This is a genomic window from Janthinobacterium sp. PLB04, from assembly GCF_021165895.1.
Classification (GTDB): Bacteria; Pseudomonadota; Gammaproteobacteria; order Burkholderiales; family Burkholderiaceae_D; genus Janthinobacterium; species Janthinobacterium lividum.
The window spans coordinates 1,455,800-1,469,994 of record NZ_CP088968.1 but is presented as its reverse complement, the minus strand read 5'-3'; the positions used below and the strand labels follow the sequence as shown (position 1 = coordinate 1,469,994).

Annotated in this window: 15 protein-coding genes and 1 tRNA gene; 6 read left to right on the top strand and 10 right to left on the bottom strand. The window is 61.5% G+C overall.

Features of this window, described 5'->3' with window-relative positions; translation table 11 throughout:
• Positions 1 to 7 precede the first annotated feature (7 nt).
• On the bottom strand, positions 8 to 793 hold the full coding sequence (locus tag LSO07_RS06380) for a substrate-binding periplasmic protein (protein WP_231772999.1): 786 nt from the start codon (positions 791 to 793) through the stop codon (positions 8 to 10).
• Positions 794 to 1,113: 320 nt separating this feature from the next.
• Here LSO07_RS06380 and rsxB point away from each other — a divergent pair, with 320 nt between their 5' ends.
• Both rsxB and nth read left to right on the top strand, forming a co-directional pair.
• On the top strand, positions 1,114 to 1,845 hold the full coding sequence (gene rsxB, locus LSO07_RS06375; protein WP_151092888.1) for an electron transport complex subunit RsxB: 732 nt from the start codon (positions 1,114 to 1,116) through the stop codon (positions 1,843 to 1,845).
• A complete protein-coding gene (nth, locus tag LSO07_RS06370; protein ID WP_151092886.1) occupies positions 1,842 to 2,489 on the top strand; it encodes an endonuclease III in 648 nt (215 codons plus the stop codon). Before rsxB ends, nth begins: the two co-directional genes overlap by 4 nt.
• 53 nt (positions 2,490 to 2,542) lie before the next feature.
• Here nth and proB read toward each other — a convergent pair whose 3' ends face one another.
• The 5 genes from proB to rplU form a co-directional block, all read right to left on the bottom strand.
• Positions 2,543 to 3,661 carry a glutamate 5-kinase gene (proB, locus tag LSO07_RS06365; RefSeq protein ID WP_034782447.1) on the bottom strand — a complete coding sequence of 373 codons (1,119 nt, stop codon included), beginning with the start codon at positions 3,659 to 3,661 and terminating at the stop codon, positions 2,543 to 2,545.
• Positions 3,662 to 3,688: 27 nt separating this feature from the next.
• Complete coding sequence (locus LSO07_RS06360; RefSeq protein WP_034782445.1) at positions 3,689 to 4,099, bottom strand: hypothetical protein; 411 nt, start codon at positions 4,097 to 4,099, stop codon at positions 3,689 to 3,691.
• A 12-nt stretch (positions 4,100 to 4,111) separates the two neighbouring features.
• Complete coding sequence (obgE, locus tag LSO07_RS06355; protein ID WP_034754647.1) at positions 4,112 to 5,221, bottom strand: GTPase ObgE; 1,110 nt, start codon at positions 5,219 to 5,221, stop codon at positions 4,112 to 4,114.
• 113 nt (positions 5,222 to 5,334) lie between these two features.
• Entirely contained in the window at positions 5,335 to 5,607 is a 273-nt protein-coding gene (rpmA, locus tag LSO07_RS06350) for a 50S ribosomal protein L27 (RefSeq protein ID WP_010395157.1), read from the bottom strand.
• Between the two features lie 40 nt (positions 5,608 to 5,647).
• The gene (gene rplU / locus LSO07_RS06345) at positions 5,648 to 5,959 is read right to left on the bottom strand and encodes a 50S ribosomal protein L21 (RefSeq protein ID WP_034754730.1); all 312 of its coding nucleotides are present in this window, start codon (positions 5,957 to 5,959) and stop codon (positions 5,648 to 5,650) included.
• Positions 5,960 to 6,323: 364 nt separating this feature from the next.
• On the opposite strand from rplU, the gene ispB reads away from it, so the two are divergent.
• A complete protein-coding gene (gene ispB, locus LSO07_RS06340; protein ID WP_230492036.1) occupies positions 6,324 to 7,253 on the top strand; it encodes an octaprenyl diphosphate synthase in 930 nt (309 codons plus the stop codon).
• A 61-nt stretch (positions 7,254 to 7,314) separates the two neighbouring features.
• Here ispB and arsH read toward each other — a convergent pair whose 3' ends face one another.
• Genes arsH through LSO07_RS06325 form a run of 3 tightly spaced genes read right to left on the bottom strand, consistent with a single transcriptional unit; the run spans position 7,315 to position 8,840 of the window.
• Positions 7,315 to 8,043, bottom strand: coding sequence for an arsenical resistance protein ArsH (gene arsH / locus LSO07_RS06335; RefSeq protein WP_070280931.1), 729 nt, complete (start codon positions 8,041 to 8,043; stop codon positions 7,315 to 7,317).
• On the bottom strand, positions 8,044 to 8,472 hold the full coding sequence (gene arsC, locus LSO07_RS06330) for an arsenate reductase (glutaredoxin) (protein WP_151092885.1): 429 nt from the start codon (positions 8,470 to 8,472) through the stop codon (positions 8,044 to 8,046).
• Positions 8,469 to 8,840 carry an ArsR/SmtB family transcription factor gene (locus LSO07_RS06325; protein ID WP_175445080.1) on the bottom strand — a complete coding sequence of 124 codons (372 nt, stop codon included), beginning with the start codon at positions 8,838 to 8,840 and terminating at the stop codon, positions 8,469 to 8,471. The genes arsC and LSO07_RS06325 overlap by 4 nt, the downstream gene beginning before the upstream one ends.
• A 124-nt stretch (positions 8,841 to 8,964) precedes the next feature.
• Here LSO07_RS06325 and LSO07_RS06320 point away from each other — a divergent pair, with 124 nt between their 5' ends.
• From LSO07_RS06320 to LSO07_RS06310, 3 genes are all read left to right on the top strand, one after another.
• Positions 8,965 to 11,064 (top strand): AsmA family protein, encoded by a 2,100-nt coding sequence (locus LSO07_RS06320; RefSeq protein ID WP_151092883.1) that lies wholly within the window; start codon positions 8,965 to 8,967, stop codon positions 11,062 to 11,064.
• A 47-nt stretch (positions 11,065 to 11,111) separates the two neighbouring features.
• A tRNA-Pro gene (locus tag LSO07_RS06315) sits at positions 11,112 to 11,188 on the top strand.
• A gap of 126 nt (positions 11,189 to 11,314) precedes the next feature.
• Positions 11,315 to 12,709 carry a GntP family permease gene (locus tag LSO07_RS06310; RefSeq protein WP_151092881.1) on the top strand — a complete coding sequence of 465 codons (1,395 nt, stop codon included), beginning with the start codon at positions 11,315 to 11,317 and terminating at the stop codon, positions 12,707 to 12,709.
• A gap of 13 nt (positions 12,710 to 12,722) precedes the next feature.
• Here LSO07_RS06310 and LSO07_RS06305 read toward each other — a convergent pair whose 3' ends face one another.
• Positions 12,723 to 14,126: a sodium:solute symporter family protein gene (locus LSO07_RS06305; RefSeq protein ID WP_034782432.1), complete on the bottom strand. Its 1,404-nt coding sequence runs from the start codon at positions 14,124 to 14,126 to the stop codon at positions 12,723 to 12,725.
• Positions 14,127 to 14,195 lie beyond the last annotated feature (69 nt).

Sequence of the window (14,195 nt, the reverse complement as noted above, 5' to 3'; positions counted from 1 at the left end):
CGCCGTGTCAGGGACTGGCCGGGGCGGTCGCCAGGCTCTGGTCGAGCCGCTTCCAGTAATCGCGTTCCAGCCGGGCCGTATCGATGTCGCGCGCCGCCTCGTTGAAGCGCTTTTGCCGCGCCGCCCCTTCCGCGTCGCGCTGGAAGCACACATGCACGGGACGCTCCTTGAAGACGGTATCGATGATGGCGATGCGCTCCCGCTCGGCCTTGCTGAAGTTGCGTCCCATCAGCAAGTGCTGCAGGACATGACGCTCGATGACGATCACGCGGTAACGCTTGATGAGCAGTTTCTTCAGATTCGTCGCATCGTTCAAGCCCTCTTCCGTCTTCAACTCGCCGCGCGCCACCATGCCGTCGAACTGCTCGCCATTCGAATAACCGGCCACGGTGCCGATACGCAGCTTGCCCAGGTCGGCCAGGGCGGTACCGGGCACGCCATCCTCCTTCAGGTAGGCCAGCACGCCTTGCGTATTGCCAACCGGAACAGAAAAGTGGCACAGTTTTTCCCGTTCGGGCGTACGCCAGACAGCCAGAAACCCGGCATAGCGGGAACTGGCCAGGCCAAACTGCATGGCACGCTTCCACGGGAAATACTCATATTTGACGACATAGCCCATGCGTTCGAAGATGGCGCTGACCATCGCCCCGGACATGCCGTCGGCAGGCAGGCTGCGGGAAATAAAGGGCGGCCAGTCTTCGGCGGCGAAGCGGACGATGCGCGAGCTGGCAGCGCCCGGCGCCGCCATGGGGGAGCCAGCCTGCCCGTGTGCAAGGGCAAGTGTAGCGTGCATGAATAAACAGAAGGGCAAACCAACTGTCCGGAGGAAACGCATGTTTGGCTCCTATGGCCTGGCGCACCTTGCAATGCAGGCGCGGCAACAGGACTGGCGGTCGGCTTTTTTTGATTACAGGCTTGATAAAAATCATGCTCCCATAAAAAAAAGAAATTGCAAAGTTGTTTATTTGCACTTTGACATTCCCAGGGGAAATAAAATACGATTGCGGCGTGCCTGCAACAGGCCTGCCATGCGCCAGCTATTCCCTCTCACGAGCCAGGTTTTTACTTGTGCGCGCGCCAGATGGCCGATAATGACGTTTTACCGTATTGAAGATGACCGTGCCGCATCCCGCCTCTCCCCCACTTGCAGACCAGATCGAAGACTTGCTGCCGCAAACGCAATGCACCAAATGCGGCTACAACGGCTGCCGCCCGTATGCGGAAGCGATTGCCGCAGGCAGCGCCGACATCAACCAGTGCCCGCCGGGCGGCGCGCAGGGCATCGTGCGCCTGGCCGGCTTGCTGGGCAAAAAAGTCATTCCGCTCAATCCCGTCAACGGTCTCGAACGTCCACGATCTGTCGCCTATATCGACGAATCGCTGTGTATCGGCTGTACCCTGTGCATCCAGGCCTGTCCCGTCGACGCCATCGTCGGCGCCGCCAAGCAGATGCATACGGTGGTCACCGATCTGTGCACCGGCTGCGACCTGTGCGTGGCGCCCTGCCCCGTCGACTGCATCGTCATGTACCCGGTCAGCGGCGACGCCACGGGCTGGGATGCCTGGAGCCAGGCCGAGGCGGACGACGCGCGCGCGCGCCACGATTTCCGCACGCAGCGTTTGCGCCGCGAAACAGAGGAAAATGAAGCACGCCTGGCCGCCAAGGCCGTCGCCAAGATGCGCGAAGTGACGCAGGAAGTACCCGTCACGCCAGACGAACAGGCCGAAAAGGAACGCAAGCGCGCCATCATCGCCGCCGCCATGGAGCGCGCGCGCGCCAAGGCCGCTGCCGCTAGCACGGACACCGCCCAGCCAGCCCCCATCACCCCGAAAAAAGACGCATGAACGCCGCCAAACGCCTGGAAATCTTTACGCGCTTTCGCGCCGCCAACCCTTCCCCGAAAACGGAACTCGACTACACGACGCCGTTCGAGCTGCTGATCGCCGTGCTGCTGTCGGCGCAGGCGACGGACGTGTCCGTCAACAAGGCGACCCGCTTGCTGTATCCGGTCGCCAATACGCCGGCCACGATACTGGCCCTGGGCGTGGACGAGCTGGCCAGCTACATCCGCACCATCGGCCTGTTCCGCACCAAGGCGAAGAACGTCATCGCCACCTGCCAGATCCTGCTGGAGCAGCACGGCGGCGAAGTGCCGCGCGACCGCGTCTCGCTGGAAGCCTTGCCCGGCGTGGGCCGCAAGACGGCGAATGTGGTCATGAACACGGCGTTTGGCGAACCGACCATGGCCGTGGACACGCATATCTTCCGCGTCTCGAACCGCACCGGCATCGCGCCGGGCAAGAATGTCGATATCGTCGAGCAAAAACTGCTGAAATTCATCCCCAAGGAATTCCTGCACGACGCCCACCACTGGCTGATCTTGCACGGCCGCTACAGGTGCACGGCGCGCAAGCCCCAATGCTGGAACTGCATGATTGCCGACCTGTGCGATTACAAGGACAAGTCGCCGATGCCGGCCGTGGTATAGAGCAAAAAAAACGGCCCGCAAGGGCCGTTTTTTGATTCGCAGCAAGCGGGAGCTTACAACAAGACCATATTATCGCGATGGATCAGCTCATGGCCTTCCATATAGCCGAGGATGGACTCGATCTCGGTGGAAGGCTTGCGCATGATGCGGCGCGCTTCGCCGCTCGTGTAGTTGGACAGGCCGCGCGCCACGGGCGCACCATCGGCATCGACGCAGGTGATCACGGCGCCGCGGCCGAATTCGCCATTCACGCCCGTCACGCCGATCGGCAGCAAGGACTTGCCTTCCTGGCGCAGCTTTTGCACCGCGCCCGCATCGAGCACGACGGCGCCGGCCGTATGCAGATGATCGGCCATCCACTGCTTGCGCGCCGTCAATTGCCCTGTTTGCGCCCGCAACTCCGTGCCGATCGCTTCGCCCTGGGCCAGGCGGCTGAGCACGTCGCTGTCGCGGCCCCAGGCGATGATGGTATGGGCGCCGGACTTGGCGGCGCGCTTGGCGGCAAGAATTTTCGTCAGCATGCCGCCACGCCCCAGGCTGCTGCCGGCACCGCCGGCCATCGCTTCCAGGGCCGGATCGCCGGCGATGCCTTGCGTGATCAGGTAAGCGTCCGGGTCCTTGCGCGGGTCGGCCGAGAACAGGCCGTGCTGGTCCGTCAGGATGACCAGCGCATCGGCTTCGATCAGGTTGGCCACCAGGGCGCCCAGCGTGTCGTTGTCGCCGAACTTGATTTCATCGGTGACGACGGTGTCGTTTTCATTGATGATCGGCACCACGCCCAGGCGCAGCAGGGTCGTCAGGGTGGAACGGGCATTCAGGTAGCGTTCGCGGTCGGCCAGGTCGGCGTGCGTGAGCAGCACTTGCGCCGTGCCGAGGCTGTGGGCGCGGAAGCTGCTTTCATAGATTTGCGCCAGGCCCATCTGGCCGACGGCGGCGCAAGCCTGCAATTCGTGGATATCGGTGGGGCGCTGCTCGAAACCGAGGCGCAGCATGCCTTCGGCGATGGCGCCGGAGCTCACCAGCACGACTTCCTTGCCCAGGGCGCGCAAGCCGGAAATCTGCGCGGCCCAGCGCGCGATGGCGGCATGATCGAGTCCGCGGCCATCGTTGGTGACCAGCGAAGAACCGACTTTGATGATGATGCGGGTAGCTTTTTGAATCACGGAATCCATGGGGCGGCGCTCTTCACTTAATAGACGTCAGCGCGCAGGACGCAGCAGCAGCAAGGCCAGCCCCGCTGTCAGCTCCATTGCGCACATGAACAACACAAAACCCTGGGGCAAGCCGAAGCTGATGGCCGCGAATAAACGGCCGGCGGGCTGCGCCAGGACCAACATTGCAGTGATATCGCCGAGGACAGGCGGTTCGCCCTGCCGTGCCGCGAACAGCGCCAGGAGCGCGGTAGCGCCCCAGACACCGACATGAGTAGCGTAGAACTGGCTGTAGCCGTTGACGCCATTGAGGAAGATGCCCATGCCGGCCGCCATTTCATCGGCGAACAACAGGCAGGCGACCGCGCTCAGCCCGTAAGCATACGCGATCAGATGCAATACACGGCGCTGCCACGCTTGCTTGCGCGCTGGCGCGACAGCGGCCGTCTGTACCGACATCAGGGTAAAGCCTTAGTCGAGGATCTTGAAACGCGGATCATCCGGGTCGATCGACGAGATACCGCGTGCTTCTTCGGTCATCTGCGTTTCTTCGGCACGGCTTTCGCTGTGTTTCTTCTCTTCCAGATGCTGGTAAATCGCATTCACCAGTTCCGGGCAACCCTGATGGTTCAGCGCGGAGATCTCGAAGACGGGACCTTTCCAGGCGAAACGCTTGAGGAAGTCCTTGACGATCTTCTTGCGCTCTTCTTCCGGCACCATGTCGAGCTTGTTCAACACCAGCCAGCGCGGCTTATCGACCAGCGACTCGTCGTACTTTTTCAATTCCTTGACCAGCGCCTTGGCTTCCTTGACAGGATCGACGTTGGTTTCAAACGGCGCCAGGTCGACGATGTGCAACAGCAGACCCGTGCGCTGCAAGTGGCGCAGGAATTGATGGCCCAGGCCCGCGCCTTCGGAAGCGCCTTCGATCAAGCCGGGAATGTCGGCGATCACAAAGCTCTTCTCGTGCGACACGCGCACCACGCCCAGGTTCGGGTGCAGGGTGGTAAATGGATAATCGGCAATTTTCGGACGCGCGTTCGAGACGGCCGAAATGAAGGTCGACTTGCCGGCGTTCGGCATGCCCAGCAGGCCCACGTCAGCCAGGACTTTCAGTTCCAGGCGCAGTTCGCGGCGTTCGCCTTCCTTGCCCTCGCCTTTTTGGCGCGGTGCGCGGTTGGTCGAGGACTTGAAGTGGATATTGCCCCAGCCGCCTTCGCCGCCCTTGGCCAGCATTTCGGTCTGGCCGTGCTCGGTCAGATCGGCCAGAATTTCGCCGCTCGCGTTGTCGATGATCAAGGTGCCGACCGGCATGCGCAGGTGGATGTCATCGGCGCCCTTGCCATAGCAATCTGCGCCACGGCCAGGCTCGCCATTGCGAGCCTTGTGCATTTTGGAGAAGCGGAAATCGACGAGCGTGTTGATATTGCGGTCGGCGACTGCCCAGATGGTGCCGCCCTTGCCGCCATCGCCGCCATCGGGACCGCCAAAAGGCCGGAATTTTTCACGGCAGAAAGAGGCGCAGCCGTTGCCGCCATCGCCCGCGATGACTTCGATTTTTGCTTCGTCGATAAACTTCATAATTTTGCCGCCATAAAACTAAAAAGGCTCTACCTTGGGCAGAGCCTTTCGATTGAAGGCTTGCGCCTTACATCATGCGATCATTGCGGAGCGAACTGGCGCTCCGCGACGAATTACGCTGGTACTGCTGCGTTAGGTACAACGGTCACGAATTGCTTCGAGCCAGCACCTTTGACAACGAACTTCACTTTGCCCGCGATCAGCGCGAACAACGTGTGGTCCTTGCCCATGCCTACGCCTTCGCCGGCGCGCACTGGGGTGCCGCGTTGACGAATGATGATGCCGCCAGCATTGATAGCTTGGCCGCCGTAGACTTTAACGCCCAGACGTTTTGATTCTGAATCACGGCCGTTTCGCGTTGTGCCGCCGCCTTTTTTATGTGCCATTTAAGACTCCTTGATAGCTGATTAATTCAAACAGCGGCGATTAGCCGTTGATCGAAACGATTTGGATTTCGGTAAAATTCTGGCGATGGCCTTGATGCTTTTGGTAATGCTTACGACGACGCATCTTGAAAATTTTGACCTTATCATGGCGACCATGCGCCACAACCGTAACCAGTACCGTTGCACCTTCGACCAATGGAGCACCAAACTTGATGCTGTCGCCCGCGCCTACTGCGAGAACTTGATCGATGGTGATTTCGGAACCAATGTCTGCCGGTATCTGTTCTACTTTAAGTTTTTCGCCAGCGACAACTTTGTATTGTTTGCCACCGGTTTTTATGACCGCGTACATGATTTGAAACCTCATCAAATGTTGAAAGAATTTGTCCCACTGCCATGAAAAGCAAGCCGTGCACAACAGGGGGAACCAGCGATTATACACGGACTGAGAAATTGCGTCAAAAAGTATTCACAAAGCTTGACGATCGTGGTATGTCGACAACCTGACCATCATGTCAGGCTTGCGCCAGGCGGACAGCAAAACGCGCGCCAGTGCCAACAAGGTCAATCAATTGCTCTACAGTCATAGGCAAACGTCACGCACGCGCAAGCCTTGTCGTATAATCGCGGCACCCACAATCTAATGCAGGTTCGCCTTGTCTGACGCTAACAAACACGTTAACCAAAACACCATCGTGCAAACGATTGCCGCCGATATGGACGCAGTCAATACGGTGATCCGCCAAAAGTTGCACTCCGATGTGATTCTGATCAACCAGATCGCTGAATACATCATCAGCGCAGGCGGCAAACGCATCCGTCCCGTGCTGATCTTGCTGGTGGCCAATGCCCACGCCTATCGCGGCACGGCGCACCATGAACTGGCCGCCGTGGTCGAATTCATCCACACCGCCACCCTGTTGCACGACGACGTCGTCGATGAATCGTCGATGCGCCGCGGACGCCAGACGGCCAATGCCCTGTTCGGCAATGCCGCTTCGGTGCTGGTGGGCGACTTCCTGCACTCGCGCTCGTTCCAGCTGATGGTATCGCTGAATAATATGCGCGTCATGCAAATCCTGTCCGACGCCACCAACGTGATCGCCGAAGGCGAAGTGCTGCAGTTGCTGAACATGCACGATCCGGACGTGACACAGGAAAGCTATCTGAACGTCATCCGCTCGAAGACAGCCAAGCTGTTCGAAGCGTCGGCGCAACTGGGCGCCCTGATCGCCGGCGCCAGCGAAGACGATATCGAAGCGGCAGCCGAATACGGCCGCTCGCTGGGCACGGCCTTCCAGCTGATCGACGACGTGCTCGACTATGCAGGCGACGCCGCCGAAATCGGCAAGAACGTGGGCGACGACTTGCGCGAAGGCAAACCGACCATGCCACTGATCTGGCTGATGGAAAACGGTACGCCAGAGCAACGCGAACTGGTGCGCAGCTGCATCGAACAAGGCGACGAACAGCATTTCGACGCTGTCCTGACGGCCATCACCAGCAGCGGCGCCCTCGACTACACGCGCAAGCAGGCGGAAATCGCCGGCCAGCGCGCCGCCGATGCCATCGCCGGCTGGCCGGACAGCGTCTACAAGCAATCCATGCTGCAGCTGTGCTCGTTTGCCGTGGACCGCAATCACTGATCGCGTTTCATCCCATGCAATACAAAACGGCGCCACTGGCGCCGTTTTCTTTATGTGCCGCTTATTTGCTGCGCTCATGCTCCATCGCCGCGCCCGCCAATGCCTGGACGATGGCCGGCGCCGCTTCCAGCCGCTCGCTGTAGCGGCTGCCCAGGTAATCGCGGCGGTCGCGCACCAGCAGGGTGAATTTGTACAGCTCCTCCATCACGTCGACCAGGCGCTCGTAATACGGCGATGGCTTCATGCGGCCGTCATCGTCGAATTCCTGATACGCCTTGGCAACCGAAGACTGGTTCGGTATCGTCACCATGCGCATCCAGCGTCCCAGCACGCGCAAGCCGTTGACGGCATTGAACGATTGCGAACCGCCCGACACTTGCATCACGGCCAGGGTCCGGCCCTGCGTGGGCCGCACGCTGCCCGTTTCCAGCGGCAGCCAGTCGATCTGCGACTTGAACACGCCCGTGACGGCGCCATGGCGTTCCGGGCTGCACCACACTTGCCCTTCCGACCATAGCGACAGCGCGCGCAATTCCTGCACCTTCGGATGCTCGGGTGACACGCTGTCGACCATGGGCAAGCCATGCGGATCGAACACGCGCGTGTCGGCGCCAAAGTGGCGCAGGATGCGCTCCGCTTCCAGGGTCAGCAGCTTGCTGTACGAGCGCTCGCGCAAGGAGCCATACAGCAGCAGGATGCGCGGCGCATGGGTGGACACGCTGGCCGGCGCCAGCTTGTCCAGGTCCGGCACGTCCAGGTGCGCGGCGCTGATATTCGGCAAATCATTCATTCAGGCCACCGGCTTGCCGTCGGCGCCGACCACGGCCTGGCCGTCTTCCTTGACGAAGGCCCCTTGCTGCGGCAGCGGCAGCGGCAGGATGTCCAGCACTTTTTCCGACGGCCGGCACAGGCGCACACCCAGTTCCGTGACGACGATGGGGCGGTTGATCAAGATAGGATGGGCTTGCATGGCGTCCAGCAGGGCCGCGTCCGGCAAGTCCGGATTGGCCAGGCCCAGCTCGTCGTACAGGGCGCCCTTGTCGCGCATGACGGCGCGCACGGTCAGGCCGGCGCGGGCGATCAGGTCGAGCAATTCCTCGCGCGAAGGCGGATGCTTGACGTAATCGATGATGACGGGCTCGACACCCGTGTTGCGGATCATGGCCAGGGTATTGCGCGAGGTGCCGCACGCCGTGTTGTGATAGATCGTGATCGTCATGTCGTGATGTCCTTGAGTAAATGAGATTCAGTGACGCAACAAGGGGCGCCAGCACAGCAGTTCTCGGTCAAAAAGGCCAGCAAGCCATTCATGCCCGCATAGTTGGCCGCATAGATGATGGAACGACCCGCCTTGCTTGCCGTGACCAGATTGGCGTGCGCCAATTCCTTCAAGTGAAACGACAGCGACGAGGGGGCGATCGCCAGCGCTTCGGCGATTTTCGTCGCGGCCATGCCTTGCGGCCCCGCTTGCACCAGCAGGCGGAACACGGCCAGCCGCGATTCCTGTGCCAGCGCAGCCAGGGCAGCGATGGCGGCCGTGCTTGTCAGCGGCGCAGCCTGCGTTGCGATAGTATTGTTGTTTTCCATAATTCAATAATACTCGAATTATGGAATCAATGCCAGTAATCACGATGCGTACGTAACCCAGCGTACCGACTGTCATGATCAATCGGTCTATCTTGATGAAAAAATCACTGCGATTGGCATCCCCATGACACGCTCGACACCCCTGAAAATCTTCGGCTGGAGCCTGGCCGCCCTGCTGGCCCTGATCGCCATCGTGGTCATCTTCGTGCTGACCTTCGACTGGAACCGCGCCCGCCCCTACATCAACGAAAAGGTGTCGGAAAGCACGGGCCGCACTTTCGTCATCGGCGGCGATTTGCAGGTGCAATGGAAGCAAGGGCTGAAAACGGAGCCGGGCTGGCGCCGCTACGTGCCGCGTCCCATCATCAGTGCGCAGGACGTGCGCATGAGCAACCCGGACTGGGCGACGGCCGGCCCGCAACTGGCCAGTGCGAAACGCATCGACGTGGCCATCCATCCGCTGCCCCTGCTGCAGCACAGGCTGGTGCTGACGGACCTGGCGCTCGACTCTCCCAATATTGCCCTGCAGCGGCGCGCCGACGGCAGCAACAGCTGGACCTTGAAGGATAACGGCCCTTCGGCATGGGACGTGGAAATCCAGCGCATGGCCTTCGGCGACGGCGCCATCCGCTACCTCGACGAGGGCATCGCGCTGGACCTGCGCGCCAAGGTCAGCTCGACAGCACCCGACGCCACGCCGGGCGACGCGCCAGGCAGCGCGCCCGTACAGAAATACGGCATCGAATTCACCCTGGGCGGCAGCTACCGCAAGGCGCCCGTGACGGGCGGCGGCAAGGCCGGTGCCGTGCTGTCCTTGACCGATAACAACACAGTCTATCCCGTGCAGGCGCATGCCGTGCTGGGCAAGAACAAGGCCAGCATCGATGGCACCTTGACGGATCCGCGCTCGCTGTCGGGTATCGATTTGCAGCTGAGCCTGGCCGGCGCCAGCATGGCCGACCTGTATCCGCTGACGGGTGTGCTGCTGCCGGAAACCCCGGACTACGCCACCAAAGGCCGCCTGCTGGGCAAGAAGGACGGCGCCATCTGGAACTGGACCTATCAAGACTTCAAGGGCACGGTGGGCCAGAGCGACCTGGCCGGTACCCTGCAGTACTTGCCGCGCCAGCCGCGTCCCTTGCTGCGCGGCGAAGTGACGTCGCAACAATTGCGCCTGGAAGACCTGGGTCCCACCATCGGCGCCGACAGCAATGCGCAGAAACAGGCGCGCGGCAAGGCGCCTGTGCAGCCCGACAACAAAGCCTTGCCCGTGGAACAGTTCAATACAGCCAAATGGAATGCGCTCGACGCCGACGTGAAATTCACGGGCAAGAAACTGGTGCGCACGCACGATATCCCGCTCAACAATGTCGTCGCCAACATCCACATGAAAGACAAGGTGCTGAGTCTGACGCCGCTCAACTTCGGCATGGCCGGCGGCGACATCACCTCGAACATCACGCTCGATGGCCGTCAAAAGACCATCGCCGCGCAAGCCAAGGTGGTGGCGCGCCACCTCAAAATTCGCGAACTGTTTCCCAAGCTGCAATCGATGCAAGCGAGCTTCGGCGAAGTGTATGGCGATGCGGCGCTGACGGGCCACGGCAATTCCGTCTCGGCCATGCTGGCCAGCGCGAATGGCGAGCTGGCGGCCACCGTCAGCGAAGGCTCCGTCAGCCAGTTCATGCTGGAACTGGCTGGCCTGAACCTGGCCAACGCCGTCTTCGTGAAAATCTTTGGCGACAAGCAAGTCCACCTGAACTGCCTGGCCAGCGACTTCGCCGTCACGAATGGCCAGGCCAACGTGCGCCGCTTCGTGCTCGACACGGACAGCGCCGTCGTGAATGTCACGGGCAACGTCAACCTGGCAAGCGAAACCCTGGACCTCGACGTGCGCCCCCGTACCAAGGGTGCCCGCATCATCACCCTGCGCACGCCGCTGTATGCGAAAGGCACGTTCAAGAACCCGGACGTGGGCCCGCAGAAAGGCCCGCTGGCGTTGAAAGCCGGCGCCGCCGTGGCACTGGCTACCGTCGTCACGCCGCTGGCCGCCCTGCTGCCGCTGGTCAGTGTCGACAAGGCCCCCGACACGGACTGCGCCGCCGTCATGGCGCAAGCCAACGCCACCCGCAAGGCCCCGACTTCGCCGGCGACGAATGCGCCAGCGAAAAAAGTGAGCGAAGCGGACATCAGGAAGGCGCAGCAGGAAAAGAATAGACCTTGATGCAGCCGCTTGAAAGCCGTGCCGCCATCTGCTGTAATACCAGTATGCGGGGTGTGGCTCAGCCTGGTAGAGCGCTGCGTTCGGGACGCAGAGGCCGGAGGTTCGAATCCTCTCACCCCGACCAGCTTTTTCCTCACTAGGCTGACGTGAACTACCGTCACCTTGACCTGCGCGTTGGCAGGTTGCCGGGAAGTATGATATTAACTGCATTATTAATATCTTGATCACTTCTCGCGCAAGGGCCTGACCGATGTCTTTCCTGATAGTTCTGGCCGCACTGGCCTTCCTGATGCTGGCCGCCTACCGTGGCTACAGCGTGATCCTGTTTGCGCCGGTCGCCGCGCTGGGTGCCGTGCTGCTCACCGATCCGTCCGCCGTGCCGGCTGTCTTCAGCGGCATCTTCATGGAAAAGATGGTGGGCTTTATCAAGCTGTATTTCCCCGTCTTTTTGCTCGGTGCCGTGTTCGGCAAGCTGATCGAGCTGTCCGGCTTTTCACAGTCGATCGTCGTGGCCGCCATCCGCTATATCGGCAGTTCGCGCGCGAATGCCGTCATCGTTGCCGTGTGCGCGGCCCTGACGTACGGCGGCGTGTCGCTGTTCGTGGTGGTATTTGCCGTGTACCCGTTCGCGGCCGAGCTGTACCGCCAGAGCAATATCCCCAAGCGGCTGATGCCGGGCGCCATCGCCCTGGGCGCATTTTCCTTCACCATGGATACCTTGCCCGGCACGCCGCAAATCCAGAACATCATCCCCAGCACCTTTTTCAATACGACCGGCTGGGCCGCGCCATGGCTGGGCACCATCGGTGCCGTGCTGACGGTGATCATGGGACTGGCCTTCCTGGAATGGCGCCGCCGGTCCGTCATGGCGACGGGCGAGGGTTATGGAGTGGAAGCGGAACAGGCCAAGACCGGCGGTGGCGACTTGCCCCATCCGCTGCTGTCGGTGGCGCCTTTGGTGCTGGTGGGCGTGGCCAACTTTGCGCTGACCAAGCTGATTCCCCACTGGTATGGCGACAGTTACGTACTCACCGCCGAGGCCCTGCCCGGCTTGCATGCACCCGTGTCGACGTCGATAGCGTCCGTGACCGGTATCTGGGCCGTGGAAGGTGCCTTATTGCTGGGCATCTTGCTCGTGTGCGTGACGGCCTTCGGGCGTATCCGCGCCGCCTTTGCCGAAGGCACCAAGGCGGCCGTGGGCGGCGCCCTGCTGGCGGCCATGAATACGGCATCCGAATATGGCTTTGGCGGCGTCATCGCGGCCCTGCCCGGTTTTCTTGCCGTCAGCAACACCTTGCGCAGCGTGCCCGATCCGCTCGTCAACGCAGCGGTCTCCGTGACGACCCTGGCCGGCATTACGGGATCGGCTTCGGGCGGCATGAGCATCGCGCTGGCCGCCATGTCGGACAGTTTTATCCAGGCCGCGCAGCAGGCGCACATTCCGCTCGAAGTCATGCACCGCGTGGTGGCCATGGCCAGCGGCGGCATGGATACCTTGCCGCACAATGGCGCCGTGATCACCCTGCTGGCCGTCACGGGCCTCACGCACCGCCAGTCCTACCGCGACATTTTCGGCATCACCGTCATCAAGACGGTGGCCGTGTTCCTCGTCATTGCCATCTATTACATGACGGGACTGGTGTGAGGGTTGGGGTAAGCTACAGCCGCGACGACGATGCCGGTTTCGCCAACGCTTGCGCCGGCTTGAACAGATGGCTGATGCCCATGGTCAGCAGCGGGCCAGCCAGCGCCAGGTAGGAACTGTCGACACCGTACGGATTGCCCGCCAGGAACCAGCCGATGGTGGCGATCACGGAGACGATCACGCCAACGAAGGCGCCGCGCGGCGTGCCGAACTTCGGCGCATAGAAGGCCATCAGCACCAGCACGGCCAGGGTGGCGCGCAGGGCCTTGCCCAGGAAGGCGATCATCAGCAGTTTTTCCGCATACAGCGCCAGCACCAGCGGCAGCAAGCCGGCCACGACGATGGCGATGCGCAGGAACATCAGCGATTTCGCGTCGTTCTTCGCCTTGTTGTACCAGGGATCATAAAAATCCTTCATGGCCAGGGTGGCCGATGCCAGGGTGGTGGCGGAAATGCCGCCGAACAGGGCGCCGGCCAGGCCGACGATCATGATACTGGCGGAAAACGCCGGCATGTGGGCGATCAGGGTCGGGAAGGCGTCGATCGACTTCATGCCCGGATACAGCACGGCGCTGCACATGCCGATCAGGGCCGCCATCAGGCCGAACGGGATCATCAGCGACGATACGTAGTAACAGGCGCGCTTGGCCACGGCCGGATTGTCCGTGCTGACCAGGGCCTGGATCACGTATTGCGTGGCGAAGATGGAACCGATGCCGCCGATCATCCAGGCGATGATCTGGCCCCAGCCGATCTCGACCCAGTTGAACATCTTGGCCGGCAGTTGCGCCTGCAGCGCGCCGATGCCGCCTGTTGCTTCCAGTGCATACGCCAGCGCCAGGATCACGCCCAGGTACTTGACGATGGAGTGGGCAAAATTGGTGTACACCACCGAGCGCATGCCGCCCAGGCTGACATAGATCACGGTAATGGCGCCCACCAGCAAGATGGCCACGGTCTTGTTGATATGCAGCACGGCTGCCAGCACGGCGCCGCCACTCGCGTACAGGGCCACGGCAACGATGCTCAGCGCAACGATGGTGAGGATGGACGCCGCATAGCGCACGGGTTCGCCGTAGGTTTGCGCCAGGATGCCGGAAATCGTCGACTGCCCGCTTTCCTTGTATTTTTTCACCAGCACGATGGCCAGCAGCAAGAAGCCCAGCGACAGCGCCACCAGATTCCAGGCGGCGGAAATACCCAGTTCATAACCCTTCTGGGCCGTGCCGATGCTGACGGAGCTGCCAATAAATTCCGACAACAAGAGCGCGCCGATCAGGTAGGCGGGATAGTTGCGCCCGCCCGCCGTCATGCCCTCGGCGCTGTTGGCATGCTTGCGCACGCTATACGTAATGTACGACATGAGGGCGAAATAGCCCACCGTGACCGCCGCGATAATGATCAATCTGTTTTCCATCCGTCTACTCCAAGTCTGCTTTTCTTATTATTATTTTTCAAGAAAGCTTCCCCTGCCGCATGCCGGACC

What these genes read in the sequence shown, in the direction of transcription:
- LSO07_RS06360 (WP_034782445.1), bottom strand. Translation starts at nt 4,099, where the DNA reads ATGTCGGTACAGACGGCCGCTGTCGCGCCAGCGCGCAAGCAAGCGTGG.
- LSO07_RS06380 (WP_231772999.1), bottom strand. Translation starts at nt 793, where the DNA reads ATGCACGCTACACTTGCCCTTGCACACGGGCAGGCTGGCTCCCCCATG.
- LSO07_RS06325 (WP_175445080.1), bottom strand. Translation starts at nt 8,840, where the DNA reads ATGGAAAACAACAATACTATCGCAACGCAGGCTGCGCCGCTGACAAGC.
- LSO07_RS06305 (WP_034782432.1), bottom strand. Translation starts at nt 14,126, where the DNA reads ATGGAAAACAGATTGATCATTATCGCGGCGGTCACGGTGGGCTATTTC.
- LSO07_RS06320 (WP_151092883.1), top strand. Translation starts at nt 8,965, where the DNA reads ATGACACGCTCGACACCCCTGAAAATCTTCGGCTGGAGCCTGGCCGCC.
- rplU (WP_034754730.1), bottom strand. Translation starts at nt 5,959, where the DNA reads ATGTACGCGGTCATAAAAACCGGTGGCAAACAATACAAAGTTGTCGCT.
- arsH (WP_070280931.1), bottom strand. Translation starts at nt 8,043, where the DNA reads ATGAATGATTTGCCGAATATCAGCGCCGCGCACCTGGACGTGCCGGAC.
- nth (WP_151092886.1), top strand. Translation starts at nt 1,842, where the DNA reads ATGAACGCCGCCAAACGCCTGGAAATCTTTACGCGCTTTCGCGCCGCC.
- ispB (WP_230492036.1), top strand. Translation starts at nt 6,324, where the DNA reads ATGGACGCAGTCAATACGGTGATCCGCCAAAAGTTGCACTCCGATGTG.
- rpmA (WP_010395157.1), bottom strand. Translation starts at nt 5,607, where the DNA reads ATGGCACATAAAAAAGGCGGCGGCACAACGCGAAACGGCCGTGATTCA.
- proB (WP_034782447.1), bottom strand. Translation starts at nt 3,661, where the DNA reads ATGGATTCCGTGATTCAAAAAGCTACCCGCATCATCATCAAAGTCGGT.
- rsxB (WP_151092888.1), top strand. Translation starts at nt 1,114, where the DNA reads ATGACCGTGCCGCATCCCGCCTCTCCCCCACTTGCAGACCAGATCGAA.
- LSO07_RS06310 (WP_151092881.1), top strand. Translation starts at nt 11,315, where the DNA reads ATGTCTTTCCTGATAGTTCTGGCCGCACTGGCCTTCCTGATGCTGGCC.
- arsC (WP_151092885.1), bottom strand. Translation starts at nt 8,472, where the DNA reads ATGACGATCACGATCTATCACAACACGGCGTGCGGCACCTCGCGCAAT.
- obgE (WP_034754647.1), bottom strand. Translation starts at nt 5,221, where the DNA reads ATGAAGTTTATCGACGAAGCAAAAATCGAAGTCATCGCGGGCGATGGC.